This window comes from Blastopirellula marina DSM 3645 (genome assembly GCF_000153105.1).
Lineage (GTDB): Bacteria > Planctomycetota > Planctomycetia > Pirellulales > Pirellulaceae > Blastopirellula > Blastopirellula marina.
Genome location: NZ_CH672376.1, coordinates 3,585,109 through 3,604,024 on the forward strand (window position 1 = coordinate 3,585,109; position 18,916 = coordinate 3,604,024).

General features: G+C 56.3%; 13 protein-coding genes. 3 read left to right on the forward strand and 10 right to left on the reverse strand.

Going from position 1 to position 18,916, the window contains the following annotated elements; genetic code table 11:
• The first annotated feature begins 7 nt into the window (after nucleotides 1-7).
• Nucleotides 8-907, forward strand: coding sequence for a YdjY domain-containing protein (locus DSM3645_RS28495; protein ID WP_002653344.1), 900 nt, complete (start codon nucleotides 8-10; stop codon nucleotides 905-907).
• 223 nt (nucleotides 908-1,130) lie between these two features.
• On the opposite strand, the gene DSM3645_RS16350 is transcribed toward DSM3645_RS28495, so the two are convergent.
• The 8 genes from DSM3645_RS16350 to DSM3645_RS16385 form a co-directional block, all read right to left on the reverse strand.
• Nucleotides 1,131-1,622 (reverse strand): hypothetical protein, encoded by a 492-nt coding sequence (locus DSM3645_RS16350; RefSeq protein ID WP_002653345.1) that lies wholly within the window; start codon nucleotides 1,620-1,622, stop codon nucleotides 1,131-1,133.
• A 25-nt stretch (nucleotides 1,623-1,647) separates the two neighbouring features.
• Entirely contained in the window at nucleotides 1,648-2,493 is an 846-nt protein-coding gene (gene hemQ, locus DSM3645_RS16355; RefSeq protein WP_002653346.1) for a hydrogen peroxide-dependent heme synthase, read from the reverse strand.
• A 119-nt stretch (nucleotides 2,494-2,612) separates the two neighbouring features.
• Nucleotides 2,613-3,071: a hypothetical protein gene (locus DSM3645_RS16360; RefSeq protein WP_002653347.1), complete on the reverse strand. Its 459-nt coding sequence runs from the start codon at nucleotides 3,069-3,071 to the stop codon at nucleotides 2,613-2,615.
• Nucleotides 3,072-3,105: 34 nt separating this feature from the next.
• On the reverse strand, nucleotides 3,106-4,647 hold the full coding sequence (locus DSM3645_RS16365) for a SpoVR family protein (RefSeq protein ID WP_002653348.1): 1,542 nt from the start codon (nucleotides 4,645-4,647) through the stop codon (nucleotides 3,106-3,108).
• Between the two features lie 135 nt (nucleotides 4,648-4,782).
• A complete protein-coding gene (locus tag DSM3645_RS16370; RefSeq protein ID WP_002653349.1) occupies nucleotides 4,783-4,980 on the reverse strand; it encodes a hypothetical protein in 198 nt (65 codons plus the stop codon).
• 26 nt (nucleotides 4,981-5,006) lie between these two features.
• Nucleotides 5,007-6,110 carry a DUF444 family protein gene (locus tag DSM3645_RS16375; RefSeq protein ID WP_040352703.1) on the reverse strand — a complete coding sequence of 368 codons (1,104 nt, stop codon included), beginning with the start codon at nucleotides 6,108-6,110 and terminating at the stop codon, nucleotides 5,007-5,009.
• A gap of 322 nt (nucleotides 6,111-6,432) precedes the next feature.
• A complete protein-coding gene (locus DSM3645_RS16380) occupies nucleotides 6,433-8,475 on the reverse strand; it encodes a PrkA family serine protein kinase (RefSeq protein ID WP_040351899.1) in 2,043 nt (680 codons plus the stop codon).
• Nucleotides 8,476-9,097: 622 nt separating this feature from the next.
• The gene (locus DSM3645_RS16385; RefSeq protein ID WP_002653353.1) at nucleotides 9,098-9,487 is read right to left on the reverse strand and encodes a response regulator transcription factor; all 390 of its coding nucleotides are present in this window, start codon (nucleotides 9,485-9,487) and stop codon (nucleotides 9,098-9,100) included.
• Between the two features lie 227 nt (nucleotides 9,488-9,714).
• On the opposite strand from DSM3645_RS16385, the gene DSM3645_RS16390 reads away from it, so the two are divergent.
• Nucleotides 9,715-10,833 (forward strand): Gfo/Idh/MocA family protein, encoded by a 1,119-nt coding sequence (locus tag DSM3645_RS16390; RefSeq protein ID WP_002653354.1) that lies wholly within the window; start codon nucleotides 9,715-9,717, stop codon nucleotides 10,831-10,833.
• 90 nt (nucleotides 10,834-10,923) lie between these two features.
• Here DSM3645_RS16390 and DSM3645_RS16395 read toward each other — a convergent pair whose 3' ends face one another.
• A complete protein-coding gene (locus DSM3645_RS16395; protein ID WP_002653355.1) occupies nucleotides 10,924-12,732 on the reverse strand; it encodes a DUF3352 domain-containing protein in 1,809 nt (602 codons plus the stop codon).
• A gap of 902 nt (nucleotides 12,733-13,634) precedes the next feature.
• On the opposite strand from DSM3645_RS16395, the gene DSM3645_RS31830 reads away from it, so the two are divergent.
• Nucleotides 13,635-13,778: a BON domain-containing protein gene (locus DSM3645_RS31830; protein WP_390072412.1), complete on the forward strand. Its 144-nt coding sequence runs from the start codon at nucleotides 13,635-13,637 to the stop codon at nucleotides 13,776-13,778.
• 1,081 nt (nucleotides 13,779-14,859) lie between these two features.
• Here the strand turns inward: DSM3645_RS31830 and DSM3645_RS16410 are convergent.
• A complete protein-coding gene (locus DSM3645_RS16410) occupies nucleotides 14,860-18,459 on the reverse strand; it encodes a secretin N-terminal domain-containing protein (RefSeq protein ID WP_002653359.1) in 3,600 nt (1,199 codons plus the stop codon).
• Between the last annotated feature and the right edge of the window lie 457 nt (nucleotides 18,460-18,916).

Here is an 18,916-nt window from a genome sequence, read left to right on the forward strand (position 1 = left end):
TCCTGTGATGCCTACCTTCCGAATCGCGGCAATTTGTCTCGTATTTAGCGGCATTGTTTCCGTCGCTGGCGCACAAACCGACGCTCCCCCGGCCGAGAAGAAGACGCCAGAGAAATCGCAGGTCCGTAAATTGTCGGATCAGCATCCCATTTGGTTCGATCGCGGCCGAAAAATGGTGATTGCCGACGGCGAAATCTGTCTCCGCAAAGGGACGCTGGAGATGTTCGCTTGTCTGCAAGGGACCAAAGAGCATGAGTCGATCGTCTCGCTGCCGGTCAAAGCGATGATGGTGCACGCCGGTCTCATCGCGATCGGCGCCAAGCAGGGGACGCCGGTGAAGTTCTCGCCCGAGTTCAAGCCGGCGACCGGCGAAGAAATCGCAATCTACGTCCAGTGGAAAGATGACCAGGGCAAGACGCAAATCGCCAACGCCCGAGACTGGGTCCGCAAGTCAGGCACCGATGATACTCTCGACACCAACTGGGTTTTCGCCGGCAGCTACTTGTGGACCGACGAGCGGACCGGTGAAAAAGTCTATACGGCCGAAGGGGGCGATTTGATTTGCGTCAGCAATTTTATGACGGCCACCCTCGATTTGCCGATCGAAAGCAGCCAAGAGAACGCAACCCTCAACTTCGAAGCGTTCACCGACCGAATTCCGGCCGAAGGAACCAAAGTGCGCGTTTTCTTCGTCCCCAAATTCAAAAAGCCGGCTGACGCCAAGCCGCCGATCGATGAGGCCGATCCACAGCCGATCGAAAAGCCGATGCCGATGCCCAAGGCCGAAGAAGAGAAGCCGATGGAGAAACCAGCGGCTGCAACGGAGAAGCAAGAAACGGAAAAACCGGCGGCGGACCAATCGGAAACAACGGAAGAGTCGCCCAAAGAGGACACCGCCGCCGAGTAGTGAGGCTGCGACATCTCTTCGTAGCCCGAAGGTTGGCGCGTCCTAGAAGCAGGGTGGGTGAAGTAAACGGAGTTGATTCGCGATTCTCGAATCACAAGAATCGTTTACGTAACCCACCAGATTGCGAAGTCACTTCATGGTGGGTTGCGCAAGCGATTGACGCGCAATAAGTGTAGGGAAGTCGATCGTGCTTGCTTCACCCACCCTACAGCAATGGCGTTTTCTAGATCTTGATCCCCAATCGGCTGGCGAACATTGCAAAAATGAACCAGAGGAACAGGATCGCCACGCTTGCGGTGGCGATCATTCCGCAAACCATCGCGATGCGGGTTTTCACTTGCCCCCCCTGCTCCATCGCTCCTAGTTGCATCGCTCGCAAGTCGTTTCGTCCCAACAACCACGACGGCAGACCAAACAACAGCGCCACAAAGGGCTGCATCAACAGCAGCAGTTCTCGGTCGTCCACGTAGAAATAGGCCATCGTCAACAGGCCCAGCGACGAGCAAATCGCGGCTAATCCAATGAGCAGCAAAAAGCCGCCGCGATGTCCTACCGTCGTTTCATAGTCGCCAACGCGATAGGTTTCGCCTTCGGCAAATTTGGGCTCGTCCTCAGGCGGCGGGCCCGTGTTCTCCGCAAACGGATTGGCCTCTCCGGCGCCCAATTCAGGTCGGGCGATGTCGCCTAGTCGGAGAGGCCGATTGTCTTTGGCCATGGCATTTGCCTGCAACCGAGAAACGTTATTGGATTCGACAGTGATCCAGCATTTCGGCGGCCGTGCTGATGTAGCTGGTATAGAACGGACCAAACTCGGCGTAACGAGCGCTCGCTTCGTCAAATCGCATTTTATAGACGATCTCTTTCAGGTACTCGGGATTCCGCGCCCAGAGGGTCACGCCCCATTCCCAATCGTCGAGCCCGACGCTGACCGTGATCAACTGCGAAACGCGTCCGGCGAACTGCATGCCGCTTTGCGCATGTTCGGCCATCAGACTGTTGCGCTCGGCGAACGGCATGGTGAACCAGTTCTCTCCGACCTTCCGTTTCTTATTCATCGGATAAAAACAGGTCGCCGGCCATTGGGGAAACTCCGGCGTCAAGCGCTGCTTGCGCATCATCGGCTCGCGCTGGCGATAAGCGTTGAGCTTCGCTTCAAAGGTTTCGCTGCCGGCCTCTTCGCCGTCACGGATCAGCCGTTCGCCATATTGCTCGACCGACGGAACGTATTCCGAAACTTCGGAGAGCGAGACGAACGAATAAGTGGGCTGAATCGCCGGCCCGAGGGTCGAAGCCATGATCGATTGATGGACCGAATCGACGACCAGCGGATTGGGATCCATCAGCATGACGCCAAAATCGGCTTTGTGTCCGCTGACGATCGAAACCTGAATCCGCTCGGGAGCGCCCTCGCCTTCGCCGCTGAGTATCTGCGACAGTTCGGCGCGTCCGGCACCAATTTCTTCCGCGTCAAACGCATTTAGCAGCGCGCGATCAAACGAATAGTAGTAATGGGCACAATGCCAGCCTTCGGTCGGGATAATCGAAGGAGGCGGAGGAGGCGTTTGCTGGGGGCGTCCGTGACTCATGCGAGAACAGCTTTACGAAGAAAATGGATGCGGTCAAGAAAGACGACATCCACAATCGTAGCAAATGGGACTACGCTTCAGAAGTAGATCGAATAATCCCAGACTAATCGGCGCGCCAGTTAATCGGTCGAAATGGAGTCGAGATCGCTGGCCAGGCGCTCGACGATGTCGCGCGTCAAGCGCAGCGGCGCTGGCTTTCGCGCTTCTTTGGGAGCGGCGGCGTAACGCTTCAGATCGAATCCAGCCGGCTTGGCCCACCCTTCGTAGTAGGATCGTTGGCCTTCGACTTGGTGCGGCTGCCGAGAACGGATCAAAACCGACTCCGCCTCCGTTTCGATCACTTCCAGCGGTTCCAGCAGATAGGTGACGCGATCTTTGATCTTGCCGGCCAAGCTCTGCCCGGCTGCTCCTCGCACGTCCCACTGTTGGTTCGGCGTATATTCAGCGCCGCTTGTCGATACGCCGACCGCTTCGACCGACGCTTCTTTCAGACGGAGCTGACCGTTGGGTAATTGGATCTCCAGATCGTGGGGCGCGGTTCCGTGCCCGTCAAGTTGTTGTTGAATCGATTTGTTCATGATGGTTTCTTTCCTGCGGATCGCGCGGGTCCCGCTACTGGGCCGGAACGATCGCTTTCTCTTCTGTTTTTTTGATTTCGTGGTTCGTTCCATCGAACGAGATAATCGCGACATGTTCGTCCAAGGCGGTCTCAATATGGACCGGTCGACGCCAGAGCGCGTACAAGTTTTTGAGCGTGTCATGCGCGTAATTTAACTTCAGCTCCACTCCTTGGAACCGATGCTGCAGATAAAGTTCGTTTCGATTTTTGTAGTTGCCGTCTTTGACATAAATCTCAGGCCGTCCCATATTCGTCAGGCTCTGCAGCAATTGCTGTTTGACCTGCGGAAACGCGCGGCTTTCGATCTCGTAGTAGTCCGCTTGCTTGTTGTAGCCAAACTGAAACAGCTTGTTCTGCTGACAAAACTCGAGCGTCAAAAACTCGTCGATAAACGTTAAGTCGTTATGTACCTTGCGGACCTCGAAAATCTTCTCGCGACCCAGCCCCAGCTGTTTGTCCCATTCGGCTCGCGCACGCATGTCGTCGCAGTCATCGTACTCCGAGCCGAAACAGCCGCGGTTCCAACGATCTTCGACATCACGCAGCAGTTCTAAACCCAGTTTGTAGGGATTCAACCGCGTGGGACTGGTCGCCAAAGTGCCGGAGGTATGGTCGGCGTAACTGATCACCTCCGACGCGTTGAGCCCATGCCGGGTCATGATGGTCGAGTGCCAATAGGTGGCCCAGCCTTCGTTCATGATCTTCGTCTGACCTTGCGGCGCGAAGTAATACGCTTCATCACGAATGATCGAGAGGACGTCCAGTTGCCATTGTTTGAGCGGCGCAAACTGCAGCAAAAACAGCATCACGTCTTTCATCGGCTCGGCGGGCGCTTGGACCGCTTTCGCTTCGCTCGTCGCCAGCGGATCTTCTCCGCCGCGCGACGTCGGATTGATAAACGAATCCATGTACCCTTTGGCCGGGAGCCGCCGCGACTGGGGAAGATCCGCTTCCGCCGAGTCGGTCGGCGACTTGAATTGGTTTTGCTCGTCCGGAGCGTAGCGCCGAATAAACGGCGAGTGAATATCGATCAAGTCCTCAATGCTCAGGCAATTGTCGATGAAGTTTTCGACCTCTTCGACCCCAAATCGATCCATGTAGCGGCGAATCCGATTGCCGTGATTCGCCATGTTGTCGATCATCTTGCGATTGGTTTGACTGAACCAATAATTGCATTTGAAAAAGTCGCAGTGTCCATAGACGTGGGCCATGACCAGCTTGTGATCGGCGAATTCGTTGCTCGCGAGCAAGTAGGCGTAGCAGGGATCATTGTTGATCACCAGCTCGTAAATCTTCTGCAGTCCATAGTGATAACCGCGCGCGAGTTTCTCGTACTCCATCCCAAAACGCCAGTGCGGATAGCGCGTCGGAAAGCCGCCGTACGCCGCGATCGCGTTCAGCTGATCCACGTTGACCAGCTCAAAAATAGTCGGGAAGAAGTCGAGCCCATACCCGGCCGCATAATCTTCCATCTGAAGTTGGACATCGACCAACTCCGCGGGAAGATTCGCAAAGGTCCGGCTGGTAATCGGCATGATTGCGTCTGCTTTCTCTAATTTCCTGGCAGTTAATTGGCCGGATGTTTGTTTCCGTCGGCGGCGTAAGTCTTGTCTTTCTCCGCAGAAACCGCGGCTAACGCCGCGCGGCTGATTTGTAGGTTGAAATCGCCATTAGGTTGCGGGCCAAAGGTCGAGTACTTGAAAGCGGCTGTCCGCCAGCTTGGCGATCACGTCCCACAAGCGGGGAAAGTCGCGACACAGCTTTTCTCGGGCGGCGCGAATCGCTTCGTGGGCCGACGCGGACTGCACGACAACGCTGGCATGGCCGACGCTTACCTGATATTTGTGCTGCTGCGAGTGGTCATCCATCGTTTTCTCCTTGTTGAAACACCGAACTATTTTCCTTTCCCCAAGAAGGACTTGATCGAATCGTAAATCGCGGCGCGATCTTCGATTTCGGAAAGGATCAAGTTCTCGTGACCGCGGCCGAAGTGACCGGCGAGCGAGCGAATGTATTCGCCGCTGCCGTAAGGGCTTTCGACTTGGCCATAACAAAACAGGTTGCAGATGGGTAAAAACTTCTCTTCCAGCATTCGCATGCAACGCTGGTTATCTTCGCCCCAGTTGTCTCCGTCGGAGAACTGGAAGCAGTAGATGTTCCACTGACTTGACGGGAAGTCGCGGTCGATAATCTCGGTAGCGGTTTTGTAGGCGGTGCTGATCCGCGTGCCGCCGCTTTCCCGCGTGTGATAAAAGGTATTTTCGTCTACTTCCTTGGCTGCGGCGTCATGAATCACGTAGCGACGCTCGACGCCGTTGTATTGGCTTTTCAGCCAGGTATCGATCCAAAACGCTTCGGTTCGCACAATCTGCTTTTGCTCGTCGGTCATTGAGCCGGACACATCCATCATGTAAATGATCGCAGCGTTGGCTTCCGGTTGTTGGATCACTGACGACGACCGATACCGCGTATCTTCGCGAATCGGAATGATAATCGGGTCCTCTGGCGAGTACCCGCCGGAGGCGATTTGCCGACGCAGCGCTTTGACAAACGTGCGGCGAAAATGTCGTAGCGACTCGGGCCCATTGTTGCTGATGCTGTCGTAGCGATGCTTCTCTTGCTGAATGTTGGCGTCTCCCTTGGGCTGAATCTTCGGCAGTTCCAGCTCGTCGCCGAGCATCGCCGCCAGTTCGTCGAGAGAGACTTCGACCTCCAGCATGTGACGACCTGGTTCGGAACCCGCTTCGCCGGTTCCATCCCCTTCTGAACCGCGTCCCACTGGATCGCCGACCTTGCCTTCTCCTTGGCCGACGCCTCCTTCGTTTTTGCCGTATCGAAAGTGAGGCGTGTCAAGCTGCGGAACCGGAATGCTGACGAGATCTTTCCCCTTACGGCCGATCATCTCGCCATGCGTGACGTATTTCCGGAGGTTGCTGCGAATGCGTCCCCGCACAATCTCCTTGAAACGAGACGCATCACGATCGATCTTTAACGACACGCTAAGAGCTCCTTCTCGCCAGTCCATTCGGCTGACGAAGCAAAACTACATCGATTCTTTCGCACGGATCTGCGGCTAGATCGCTTGTTCAGCAAGCGGAACAAATAGTCGCGTTTCGCTCCGGCATCTCTTACAAAATCAGCCGCACGGCGTTAGCCGCGGTTTCTTGTCTTCAATTTTCCGTCTTCGCTGACTTCCTGTCAGAAACCGCGGCTAACGCCGTACGGCTGATGTCGATACGGGGACGCCATGTCTCACCGTCTCCGCTTCCGCGCTTTCTATCATGGTAAAATCAAAATGGGGCAACTAGCAGGAATCCGCTCTAGTTCTTCACATCTCCGCGAGCAAAAATGCTGGCGACAAAGTTCAACACGTCGGTCGCACTTTCATCGTCGTAACCATAGTCACGAATCAAGCGACCTTTCACGACGTCGATTTTCTCTTGGGTATCCTGATCGATGACGTTCGAGACGAGACTGGTCAGTTTGATCGAGTCCTTCTGATCCTCGAACAGCTTTAATTGCAAAGCCTTGTACAAACGCTCATTCGTTTTGTAATCGAACCTCTTGCCGTCGATCGAAAGAGCGCCGATGTAGTTCATGATTTCGCGGCGGAAGTCGTCTTTGCGACTGTCCGGAATATCGATCTTCTCTTCGATCGACCGCATCAAGCGTTCGTCCGGCTCTTCGTACTGACCGGTAAACTTGTTTTTGACCTTTTCACGCTGCGTATACGCTTTGACGTTGTCAATGTAGTTCGAGCAGAGCCGTTGCATCGCTTCTTCGTCAGCCGCGATCGCGCGTTGAACTTCGTTCTTGACGATGTTCTCGTACTCTTCTTTGACCACTTCCAGCAGTTCGCGATAGTGATCTCGCTGCTCTTCGCTGGTAATCAGCGAGTGGTTTTTCAATCCCGCTTCAAGCTGGTTCATCACCATGAAGGGATTGATCGACGTCGCGTCTGGATGCGCCACCAGCGCGTTGGAGATCTTGTCCTGCACATAGCGGGGCGAAATGCCGAGCATCCCCTCCCGCTTGGTCTGGGACTTCAATTCCTTGACGTTCTCTTCGGTAAAGCCGGGCAAGCTTTTGCCGTCGTACAGTTTCAGCTTTTGCATCAGCGTCAAGTTGGCGTTTTTCGGCTCTTCTAAACGGGTCAAAATCGCCCACATCGCGGCCATTTCGATCGTGTGCGGAGCAATGTGTTTGCCTTTGACGCGTTCGCTGTTGTAGTCCTTCTCGTAAATCTTGATCTCGTCGGTCAGCCGCGTGACGTACGGCACGTCGATCTTGACGGTCCGATCGCGCAGCGCCTCCATGAACTCATTGTTTTGCAGCCGGCGATATTCAGGCTCATTCGTATGGCCGAGAATCACCTCGTCGATATCGGTCTGGGCGAATTTCTTCGGTTTGACCTTGTGCTCTTGGCTGGCCCCCAACAGGTCATACAAAAACGCGACGTCAAGCTTCAGAACTTCGATAAATTCGACAATGCCGCGGTTCGCGACGTTAAACTCTCCGTCGAAGTTAAACGCCCGAGGGTCGCTGTCGGTGCCAAACTCGGCGATCTTGCGATAGTTGATATCGCCGGTCAGTTCGGTCGAGTCTTGGTTCTTCTCGTCCTTGGGCTGGAACGTGCCGATGCCGACGCGATCTTGTTCGCTGAGCAAGATCCGCCGGACGCGGATGTCTTTGATCACGCTTCCCCAGTCGCCCCCTTTTTGCTGCAGCGCTTCGTTATACATGAAGCGGCAGTAAGGGCATAAATCACCGGTGATTTTGACCGGGTAACGCAGCGCCGGCGCGTCGGCGTTGAAACGCTCGGCGACTTCGGCTCGCTGGGCGTCTGGAATCAAATGGAGCGGCTCTTCGTTCATGGGGCACCAGTGAACGTTGTCATCACCGGGAAGCACCCAACCGAGCGAATAGAGGGCTCCTTCGTCTTGCAACGAGTAGCGTTCGACGCCGCGCTTTAACAAGCGGGCCATCGTGCTCTTGCTGCTGCCGACAGGTCCGTGCAGCAAGAGAACCCGTTTCTCGATTCCGTAGCCGTTTGCGGCGCTCTTCAGTGCGTTGACCAGGGAGGTCTGCGCATCTCGCAAGCCAAAGATCGCGTCACGACCTCCTTCGAGCGGATCGTCGAAGAAGCGGTAGTGCGTCCGCATCTCGCGAGATTCTTCATACTGCTCGACGCCGTACCCCAAGATCATGTCGTAACAACGCTGGAACGCGTTGCGGACGATCGATGGATTTTCCGCGACCAGGTCGAGATATTCCAGAAAGCTTCCCTGCCAGTTCTTCTTACGGAACTGTTCTAGATTTTGTCGCTCTGTCAGCAGAGCGACGATGTCTGATCCTTTCGCCATCCGAAAATCACCCTCCTTCTCCCACGGCAGCCAAGCTGCTTCCTTTCGCCGAAACGAAAGATGCGTCGATCGGCGCATGAGCCGACTGGGGCGGAGAATTTATTGAAGCGACGTCAACAGGCGCTGACGCCTATGCGATGAATCAGGGAGGCGGATGTCACTCAAGTCTCGCTTTCTCACCCCCATCCCTTTTTTCTCTCTTGCGCACGCGCATGCACGTTCCTGAAGGAAAACATGAACCCAGCGGCGCGCAGAGATTTAAAAAGATCGCGACGAAAGAGAGCGAGGGCTATTGAGGAACAACAACCTCGTTATACGGACGCATTTACCACCACGAGTCCGATAACGTTTAACCCTCATTTGCAAGTATCGGTCGATGGTCGATACGTAGCAATAGAAAGTTTTTGCGGATTGTGACGACCGGCGGCTTTGTGAAAAATAGAACGAATTGGAAAGCCGTTGAATCACAATGGTTTTCGTACATTTCTGAGGCCGAAAACCGCCTGCGCATTTTTTTTGAAATCTCAAGAATTGAGGAGCAGTTTGGCCCCGAGACTCTCTTTAAGACACCCTATCGAGTCAGCGACGCGCGAGAAAACGCTCTAAATCTCCTCTGCCCAGACTACTTCAACAGCCGATCGACGCTATCCAACAAACGATCCATCGGGAACGGCTTCCGAATGTAGTCGTCGACCCCGAGCATCTCGGCGTACGCTTTGTGCCGGCTTCCCTCGTTGGCCGTCACCATAATGACCCGAATCGGGACCGGACGCGTCTGGCGAAGCTTCTCCAAGACGAGGAATCCGCTCCGCTTGGGCATCATCATGTCGAGGATCACCAGATCGGGATCCTCTCGTTCGACCAGCGCCAGCCCTTGATTGCCATCGCGGGCAATCATGATCTCGTATCCGCGCGACTCCAGTGCATAACGGAGTGTCTCGACGATTTCGTTATCATCGTCGACCAACAGAATTCGCTTCCTGTTCGTTTCTTTGGTCGTGTCTTCGCTCATGCGGTATATCGCCCTACGTCCGGTGGGTTGCCGAGTGCAAGCAGCTGGTGCGTAATTCTCCAGTACTACCTGATTTACGTCCCACTTGCAACATCCCCAAGACTCGGCTGCAATTGCTTCTGAGCCTTCGCTCCCTATCGTTATATGCACGAACCGCGCCCCTGTGATGGCCGGTCCACTGACCATCCATCCTGCGGAATCCAAAAACTACAAGGTTGAGCTTCCCTGTGTCTCCTGAAAAACTACGAAAAACGGTGGTTTCTGCGGACTCCCAAGAAATCGTCGCAGCGCCCGATCTTCCCTATCGCCCGCAAGATCCGCAGTCGTATCACCCCGGGATCGGACTGATCGGCTGCGGCGGAATCACCAAGGACCACCTGCGGGCTTACCGAGCGGCCGGCTACCGCGTCCTGGCGCTCTGCGATCTCAATCTCGAAAACGCCGAGCGCCGCCGCGCCGAATATTATCCCGACGCCGACGTCTACCAAGACGCCGGCGACCTGTTGGCCCGCAGCGACATCCAGGTAGTCGATATCGCGACGCATCCGGCGGTTCGTCCTCGCTTGATCGAAGCGGCGCTCCTAGCGGGAAAGCATGTCCTGAGCCAAAAGCCGTTCGTGCTGGACCTGGATGTTGGCGAACGCCTGGTTGCGTTGGCCGAAAGTTGCGATCGCAAACTGGCCGTCAATCAAAACGCGCGTTGGGCGCCCCATTTTAGCTATTCGCGTGAAGCGGTTCGGCGCGGTCTGCTGGGAGATATCAATGGGCTCCATATGTCGGTTCATTGGGACCATCGCTGGGTCGAAGGAACGCCGTTCGCCGCGATCAAACACTTGCTGCTTTACGACTATGCGATTCATTGGTTTGACATGGTCAACTGTTTGCTGAATGGTCAGACGCCGGTGCGCGTCTTCGCGTCGATGACGCGGACCAAAACGCAGACGCTAATGCCGCCGCTGGGCGCGCAAGTAGCCATCGAGTACGAGCATGCTCAGGCTTCGCTCTCGTTTGACGCCGCGACCATGTATGGCCGCCAAGATCGGACCTATATCGCCGGCGACCAGGGAAGCATCTTCAGCATCGGCCCTAATGAAAAAGAGCAAGAGCTGACGCTTTACACCGCTGGTGGAATCGCTCAGCCGCAGTTGATCGGCAGCTGGTTCCCCGACGGGTTTCATGGCGCGATGGGAGAATTGTTATGTGCAATCGAAGAAAATCGGCGGCCGATCCACTCGGCCGCCGATAATCTGTTCGGTTTGTCGCTTTGCTTCGCCGCAATTCATAGCGCCGAGACGCATCAAGTGGTTATCCCCGGCACAATTCGGCGGCTGCCGGCCGATATTTAATAGTGCGTAGCTGGGCGTCAGCACCACGCAAGGCCGTGGCCGTGGCGCCCAGCGTCTGCCGGCTGATCTCTAAAGGCGAGTAGCGGCGGCCTAAATCCCTTCCTCTCGTTTCAGTTGGAAGGCGATGTAGTGGATTCCGGTTTCATCGTTGATCCAGATCCCGCCGCTGGGCGCCATGTATTTCGAGATGACGCTGAACGGGGGAAGCGGATTCGCTTCCATCTGCTGCTTGAGATTGCCGAGAAACGGGGTCTTTTCGGCACGACTACCGAGGAATTCTTTGGTTGAATCGGCTTCCGCCAATTCGTACCACATCCGCAGCGCTTGCTCTGGTTTGTAAAAGCTGATCATGCTGATTTCTCGTTCGCCTGCTTGGCGCTGTAATTTGCTGAGCATCAGCTTGTAACTCAGGTCATCCGCCAACCGACGATCTCCGGTCGCTTGCGTCCGAATCGCCTGATCCAGCAAGCCGGGGCGATCGGCGACAAAGAGATATTCGCCCATGACGCCAAACGTCGGTTCAGGACGCATCTGGCGAGCCCGCTCGATGCGACGACGACGAGCGTCGTCCATATCTTCCGGCAGCGGACGATCGGGGGGAATGAACGTCCAATAGGTCGCCGTTCCGATGTCATGCCGCTGGACGTCGAGCCCTAGATTTTCTTCAAAGAAGTTAGTGACGATCGTTTCCAACGTTTTGCGAGCAGCGGCCGAATCACGCACTTTGGCCGCCAGCATGGTCCCCTGACTGTTGATGCGGGCCGGCGGTTCGTACCACTGCACCAGCGTGAATCGACCTTCCAGATTGTCGAGGAGCTCGGTTTTAAAATCGATCTTCAAGCGTTGGTTGATACGCCGATCGATGTCTTCGGCCAACTTCCCTTCGCCGGTGATGCTGTCGTAGAGATTCTCCAGAGCGTTGTACGTTTTATCAACGTCCCAGTTGACCGTCATATAGCTGGTCACATCGGCCGGAACCCACATCTCAGGCTGGGTGTCGGCATTTTCGGGGGCGATCATCGCCAACACGCCGGTGCGGGGACGCTCGAGCATGATGTGCATGTGCGAGATCGAATCGAAGTCTTCGGTCGCCATGATAAAACTGCCGCCGATTGCTTTGACGCCATCGAGCCCCAACACCGGCAAAAACGCCAGCAAGTAGCCAGAGCCGGAGCCGCCGGCAGAGACGGTGCGAACCGTTTCGATCGGATCGACATACCAAACCAATTGCGGCGGCTCGTCATTGGTGCCGCGGGAGTTGGACATGATGGTGATGAATTTTTGGCTTTGCGAGAGGGGGTTTTCCCGCAGCCCGTCCCAGTTTTCCATCAGATCTTCCAGCGCCTCGGTCCGGTTGGAAATCAGCAGGGTCTCGTCTTGTTCGCAGTAGGCCAACGGGCCGCGACGGCCGCGGATGATGTTGATGGTCGTCCCCTTGTACATCGCGGTGTCGAGGGTCGCGCCGTCCCCGGTCGCCAGCTCTTCGACGGTCTCCATCGCTCGGCGAGCCGCAGTTGGGTTGTCTCCCAAGTCGATCAATAGCATAAAGGCCATCGGACCGCTTTCTTGCGGCGCCAGGGCAAAAGCGACCTCGCCTTGGGGGATCGAGAGAACCTCGTCCAGGCTGATGCCGACCCGGTCTTCGACTTGGGCGACCGATTCGGTCACCGCTTGCCACACGCCGGCGACAAACGGCTGCATTTGCGGATCGTTCAGCATTCTGCCGATCGAAGTCTGCCCAAACTTTTCCTTCACTTCCGGAATGTTGGACAATCGAGCGTAAACGACCGTATTGTCAGGCAAAATATCGGACGCGGCAGGACGAGCTGCGTGTAACTGGACGCCGCCAGAGAGCAACAATCCGACGATGACAAGCGAACGGGCAAAATATGGACGCATTTTTTGGACGCCTTACTGCAGACAAGCAAACGGGGTTACAAGCGAAACAGGACCACTGAGAAGGGGTATGTAAGCAATTACTTGACTAGGCGGCGGAAAGTTTCACCGCTGAGATTTCGTAACCTATCCCGAAGTTGCCGATTTTTGCGGCGAAGAAGAAAATAGGGGCCCAGCGAATTGTCGCTGGCGCCGGTGATCAACCGGTCGATGAACAAAGATGCCTGACAATATTGTGCCTAGAGCTGTTTGCCCGGTTGTCGCCGATTTCGCAGACAAAATTCGATTGCCAGACCCGCCGAATTACGAGATAATAGCAGGGCGCGGGCCTTTCTTTGGAGTTAGCGGATATGCGGCGGAACATTCTAGCAGCAGCGCTGCCGATTGCGACCTTACTGACACTGGCCGGTTACACCCAAGCCCAGACGTTGTCACAAGCCGCTAGCAACTTTGGCAACACGAACAGCAATGCCGGAAGCGGCATCACGCAAAGTGCGTCTTCCTTTTCGAACGCCACGCAAATTTCGCCGCAATCCACAACGTCAGGCTCAACCGGTACAGGCGGAGCCGCAAGCGGTTCAGGAACTGGCGCTGGAAGCTCGACCGGCGCTGTCGATTCAGCCGCTCTGCAGATGCAGCAAAACAACGCGATCAATCCATTTGGCGCTTCGGCGACGGGTCAATCGGCAAATTCTACTCGTAGTAATTCAGCGATGAACCAGTTCGCCCGCGGCATGGGCGCGATGTTTGGCAACCAAGGATTTGGCCAAAATTTTGGCGGTGGGTCCGATCAAAAACAGATTCCGACCCGACTGATCGTCAAGTTTTCTCACCCCACCATCCCCTCCGCGACCGTGGGCCGCTCGCTCCGACGGAACCTTCCTTGGCCTAACGTGAAGGTTGCGATGGAAGGTTCTGTGGCCACGTTGACTGGGACGGTTGATTCTGAGGACCTGAAAACTGTTGCCGAACGTTTTGTGAAGATGGAGCCTGGGGTTGCGCTGGTGAAAAATGAGCTGCAGGTTGCGCCGCAGCTACTTCCTCAGTAGGCTTTCGGCCTGTCGCCATATACTCACTGAACTCGTTGGCGTCGTGGAAGTCGGGACGGAAGTTTCGAATATTCACGCCAGAGTGCATTCCCCCTGCTCCCAGTCGTTGCCACGGTTGATACGCCTGACCGTTGATCGGGGCACGCGATTGAACCGACTGGGGATCGACGTATTGGGATGCTCCCTGCTGGTAGAAATTTCTCCGCTGCTGTTGCGCCGGCGGCGCGATCGGCTGTTGCGGCTGGACCGCGGGACGCCCCATGCCGCTTTCGTTTTGCAGCAATAGTCGCTGTTCGAGGGTCGTCGGCACCGGAATCGTCGTCGTACGCAGGTGCTCTCGGTTCAACGGCGGCTGTTGCGGCTGCGGCTGCGGCTGCGGCGTCGCTTGCTGCGGCGGTTGCTGTGAAAACGGTGCATACGAAGCGGGCTGGGAGTCATACGATATCGCCACGGGGCCTTGCGGAATCGCTTCCGCCGGCGGCAACGTATCTTCCGGCTTTACATGCCCTAACAGCATTGTCCGGCTTTGCTCGCCTGAGACCAAAGCGCCTTCGGCCGCCTGAAAATAAGGCGCCAGCGTCACGCAGCGTTGCTCGCCGCCGACTGCATCCCACGGGATCCAAAAACTATACGAGTGACCGATTTTCGACATGCTATAGTGCGACTGCAAATCACACTCTTCAAAGACGTACTTGCGATCCGGCTTGCTCTTGTTCCCATTCCCCTTCACATCATCATCAAATGCGTAAACCGTAAACGTGCCGCGGACCCGAACTGGCTTATTGGTCGCGTCATAAAAGTAGACGCGGCCGCCAAATCCACGCGTCGCACGTTGTCCCGGCGGGACCATGACCGAATCCTTCCAGATCGCCACGAGTTTCGCCGGAGGACCGTATTCCTCCTCATCCTTGTCCTGCCAAGGCAGGCGTGGAGTCCGCCGTGTGATGGTATTGCAGCCGCCGCCGATCACGATCACCAAAGCTGCGATGACCATTACGCGTATTGAAGTTTGGAACATCCTTGTCCCTTTCTCACTCTGTCGTTGTGTATGCAGATGATCCGACTCCGTGCAATCCTCTGCTTAGCGAACCGCAGGCAAGCGAACAGGCCGCGGTTCTCGAGGAAGCGACGCGCTGTTGTAGGCGGCCGGCGCCACCCCAAAACTGGCAGGCTGTAATGTGGCCGGAGCAAGCTGCGGCTGGTTGAAATTCACATTGCCAGGCTCCTCAAAACTCTGCTGTTGCAGCGGCGGAGCGACGCCGGATCCGGTTGGCTGCGTCATCGGCGCCGGGATGCCTTCGGGCAATTTTTCATGCGTTTGTCGCGGCGCCGCCGGATCTCTATCGGGATGAATTTCCAGAATCTCTCCTTCCGGAATCGAATGATCGACGCCATACAGCGCCTCCGCCCCATAAATTTCGGCAACGTCGGCCAAGCACCAGCTCATGCGGCTCATTTCCTGCTCGCGAACGCGTTCGACATCTTGATCCGAGTCGACCACGGTAGGGGTCAAAATGATCATCAATTCGCTACGATCGCCGTCAAAGCTATCGTAGCGGAAGAGCGAGCCGACAACCGGAATATCGCCCAAGAGCGGTACGCGGCGCGACACGACAGTCGTTCGCTTCTGAATCAAACCACCCAGCACGATCGTTTGGCCAGATCGTGCGCTGACCGTCGTCGTCGCGGTTTGCGTGTTAATCCGCGGCGCCCGAATCACGTCGCCGTTTTGATTGATCGAGATCGGGATGCCATCCGCTTCGTTACCGACTTCTGAGCGTTCGGCCTGTACGTACATCACGACCATTCCGTCCGGGCTAATACGCGGAATCACGTTCAAAATAACGCCGGTATTTTCCAGCGTAATCGAGTTGACCGTACCTTGGTTAGTCACTTGCGTGTCCGTAATGTACGGCACGCGTTGACCAACCTGAATGAACGCCGGTTGATTGTCCATCGTCATCACATGCGGCCTGGCGAGCACCTCCATCCGGTTGTCCTGCTGCAAGGCGCGGATTAACACGTTGACCGATTCACTGGCGGCTGAGAAGACAAAGCCCCCATAACCCAACGCAGGATTCGTTCGCCCCAGACCTAGGTCCGAAAGCCCTTGCGATCCAACCGCACTAGCGGTGGCCAGACTCGCAGCGCTGGAAGAATTGCCTAACGCGGCGTTGTTAAAGTTATAGCCGGGATCCAACTGCCCGCTTGAAACGGTGCTGCGATCAAACAACAGCGAGTCTTGTAAACCGAATTCAAAACCAAGTTCTTCGATCTTGCCCAAGCGGACATCGGCGATCAATACCTGGATCGACACCATCGGAGGACGAGCGTCGAGTTCTTCGACGATCTTCACGATCTGTTTGAAATAACGGGGAGTCGCAGTAATGATCAAACTGTTACTGAAAGTTTCCGGAACCACGATCACTTCGCGAGCAACTTGTTGAAACGAGCTTGTCAGCGTCGGATCGATCTGTTGCAACTGACTCTCGGTCTGCAACAATTCGGTAAGCGACTCTGCGACCAGCAGTGCATTCGAGTTCTTCAACCTCACGACCAACATTTGTCGTTGCTGGACGTCATCTTGATCCAAGCGGAGCAAGATCGCTTCGACCACCGCCAAGCTAGACGCAGGGCCTGAGGCGATGATGCTGTTCGTGCGCGAGTCGACTGAAAAGCGAATCGGGACGAGCGTGTTGTCGCCGCCGGCGCCGATTGCAAACGGCTGCTGTCCTTGCGTCGTTCCTTCATCCAAACCGAACAGCGTTTCCAACATGGTCGCCAACTGCGTTGCGTCGCCGTTGACGATGGTGAAAACTTTGATCTGCGATTCGGCCGAAGGTTGAGAGTCAAGCCGCTGAATCAACGCGCCGATCAGATCCATGCTATCCTTGGGAGCGCGGACGACCAACGCGTTAGATCGCGTATCGGCCGTAATCTGAGCGTCGGTCAAGATTCCGGACTTCAGCAATTGCCCTTCGCGTGAATCGAGCGTCATAAACGAGAGCATCGCTGCGCGAACTTGAGCCGCGGCGGCGCCCCCCTGTTGTTGTCCGCCGGTTCCAGCAGCCGGCGTACCGGAGATCGCCGCTTGCAGCACGGTCGCGAGATCCTCGGCGAGCGAGTTTCTCAATTCAAAGACCTTTAGCTCCAAGGTCGACTCAGCGGCCGGCACGTCGATCTGACGAATCAAGTATTCGACTTCGGCCATGTCCCGCGGGCTTGCCTGCACGATCAACGCATTGCTGCGATAGTCGGCGGTCGAGCGAACGCGAGGGTTGAGATTGACCGGCTCGGCGTAAAACTCCGTCACTCGCGTTTGTGCGTCGGCGGAGGAGAGGTATTTGAGTTGGAAAACACGCAGCATCCGTTCCGGACCAACCGGTTGATCCAATTTTTCAATCAGATCTAAAATCCCGTCCACGCTCTGTTGGCGACCAATCAGCAAGATCGCGTTCGGACGACCCAGCGGCGTGATGCTTACCTGACCATAACGCGTCTGCAGCAGATCTTCGTACAGCTGCAGAATGGTCGCGGCGACCGCTTCGCTATTGGCGTGCAGCAGTTCACGAACTTCGATCACCGGCTGCGTTTCAGCGCTCAAACGTTCGATATCGTTGATGATGCGGGTGATTCGCTCGACATCGCGACGATGCCCACGGACCACGATGACGTCTAGACCTTCCAAAAACTCAATTTGCACCGGCCCAATCAAGCCGGCGTCATCATCCGGCCCCAGCGTCACCTGATCTTCGACGGCGGGCTGCATTTGCGGAGCCGGTTGATCGGCCGCCGGTTGCGCGTCATCGGCGGCGGCGCCATCGGCCGCTTCGCCGGGCTGGAAAATCATCGCCGCCATATCGCCGCTCCAGCGCAGCTGTTGCTTGCCGGCGACTTTCTTCAGCGCCTCGAAGATCTCGCGTTTGGCCATGCTGTTTTCGGTATCGGTCAGCGGAGCGAGCGCCTCGGCGACGTCTTCTCGCTTCGCGTTGCGGAGCGACACCAGATCGGTACGAAACTCGTCACTGCGCGGCGGCGCGTCAATCGCTCGCACGACTTGCGACCAGGCTTTCACTCCCTCTTCATCGCCGCGCAACAAGACCACGTTGTCTTTGCGGTAGATCTGCATCGCGATCTTTTTATCGGTCCGGGTCGGCAATGTCAGCGTCGCAATCGCGCCTTCGGCGGTCAGCGCCACCGGCGGGCGTTGCCCCAGCAACTGCGTCGTGCGGTTTTCGACCTGACGCCAATCGGCTTGACTCAGTTTCACTTCGACTTCGACCTGGCCATTGCCGAGCGAGCGAGTCTGTTGATGGCGAGCGTTCTCGACCGGCGTCGCTACGCGGACCGGCGCTACATTCGTGTTACCCTCGCGAAGATAGCCGGAGCGCTTTAAAAAGGCCGCGACTTGCGATTGCACTTCTTCCGGAGCGGCGACGACCAGGGCTCCCCCTTTGGCGTCCGACGTGAAGGTCGCTCCTTTTTCTTCCGCATAAAGCTGACGGAAGACCTCTAAGAGGTTCTGCAGTCGCTCTGGATCGACCGAATAGCTGCGAATTTCGCGTGCTCCGGCGGTCGCCGGAGCCTGAGCGAGCGCGGGATCGGCTGCTCCAGCGAACCAGGCCGCAAAGAATAGCGCGATGATGAGAGATCGTCTCTGTCCCAAAATGCAATAAAGCATCAGCAAACCCTTCTTCGGATTTTACGTCCAATGGACGAATCGACCGCGCACGTTGACTTCTTGGATTCATCGGAACATGAAGACCAAGCCCTACAACCATTCCTGCCCGGAAAAGCGCCACAGCTTGCCACCCGTGAGAAGCTGTAACGCTTCGGTAAGTCGCGGTACAGCAGTGCTAGCCAAGGCGACAACAGCTAGCATGCCTTTCCTGTCAGCCGAGGCGATCGATTGTTCGTCGTAGTCCGCTAGCAGAAGCGAGGGAAATGCGTTTGACGACTTCGATTCGCAGGAGAAATGCAGTGAGAAGTTCCGTGGCGGGCGTTTTTGAAGGCGTCCTATTTAGCCCAACCACGTCCGGTTGGCCGCGATAGCTCCGCTATCGGGGCCGACGAAGTCGGTAAGAGGCATCACTCCACAATGCGCCTAAAATCGGCGGTTTGCCATACTGTTTGAAGTG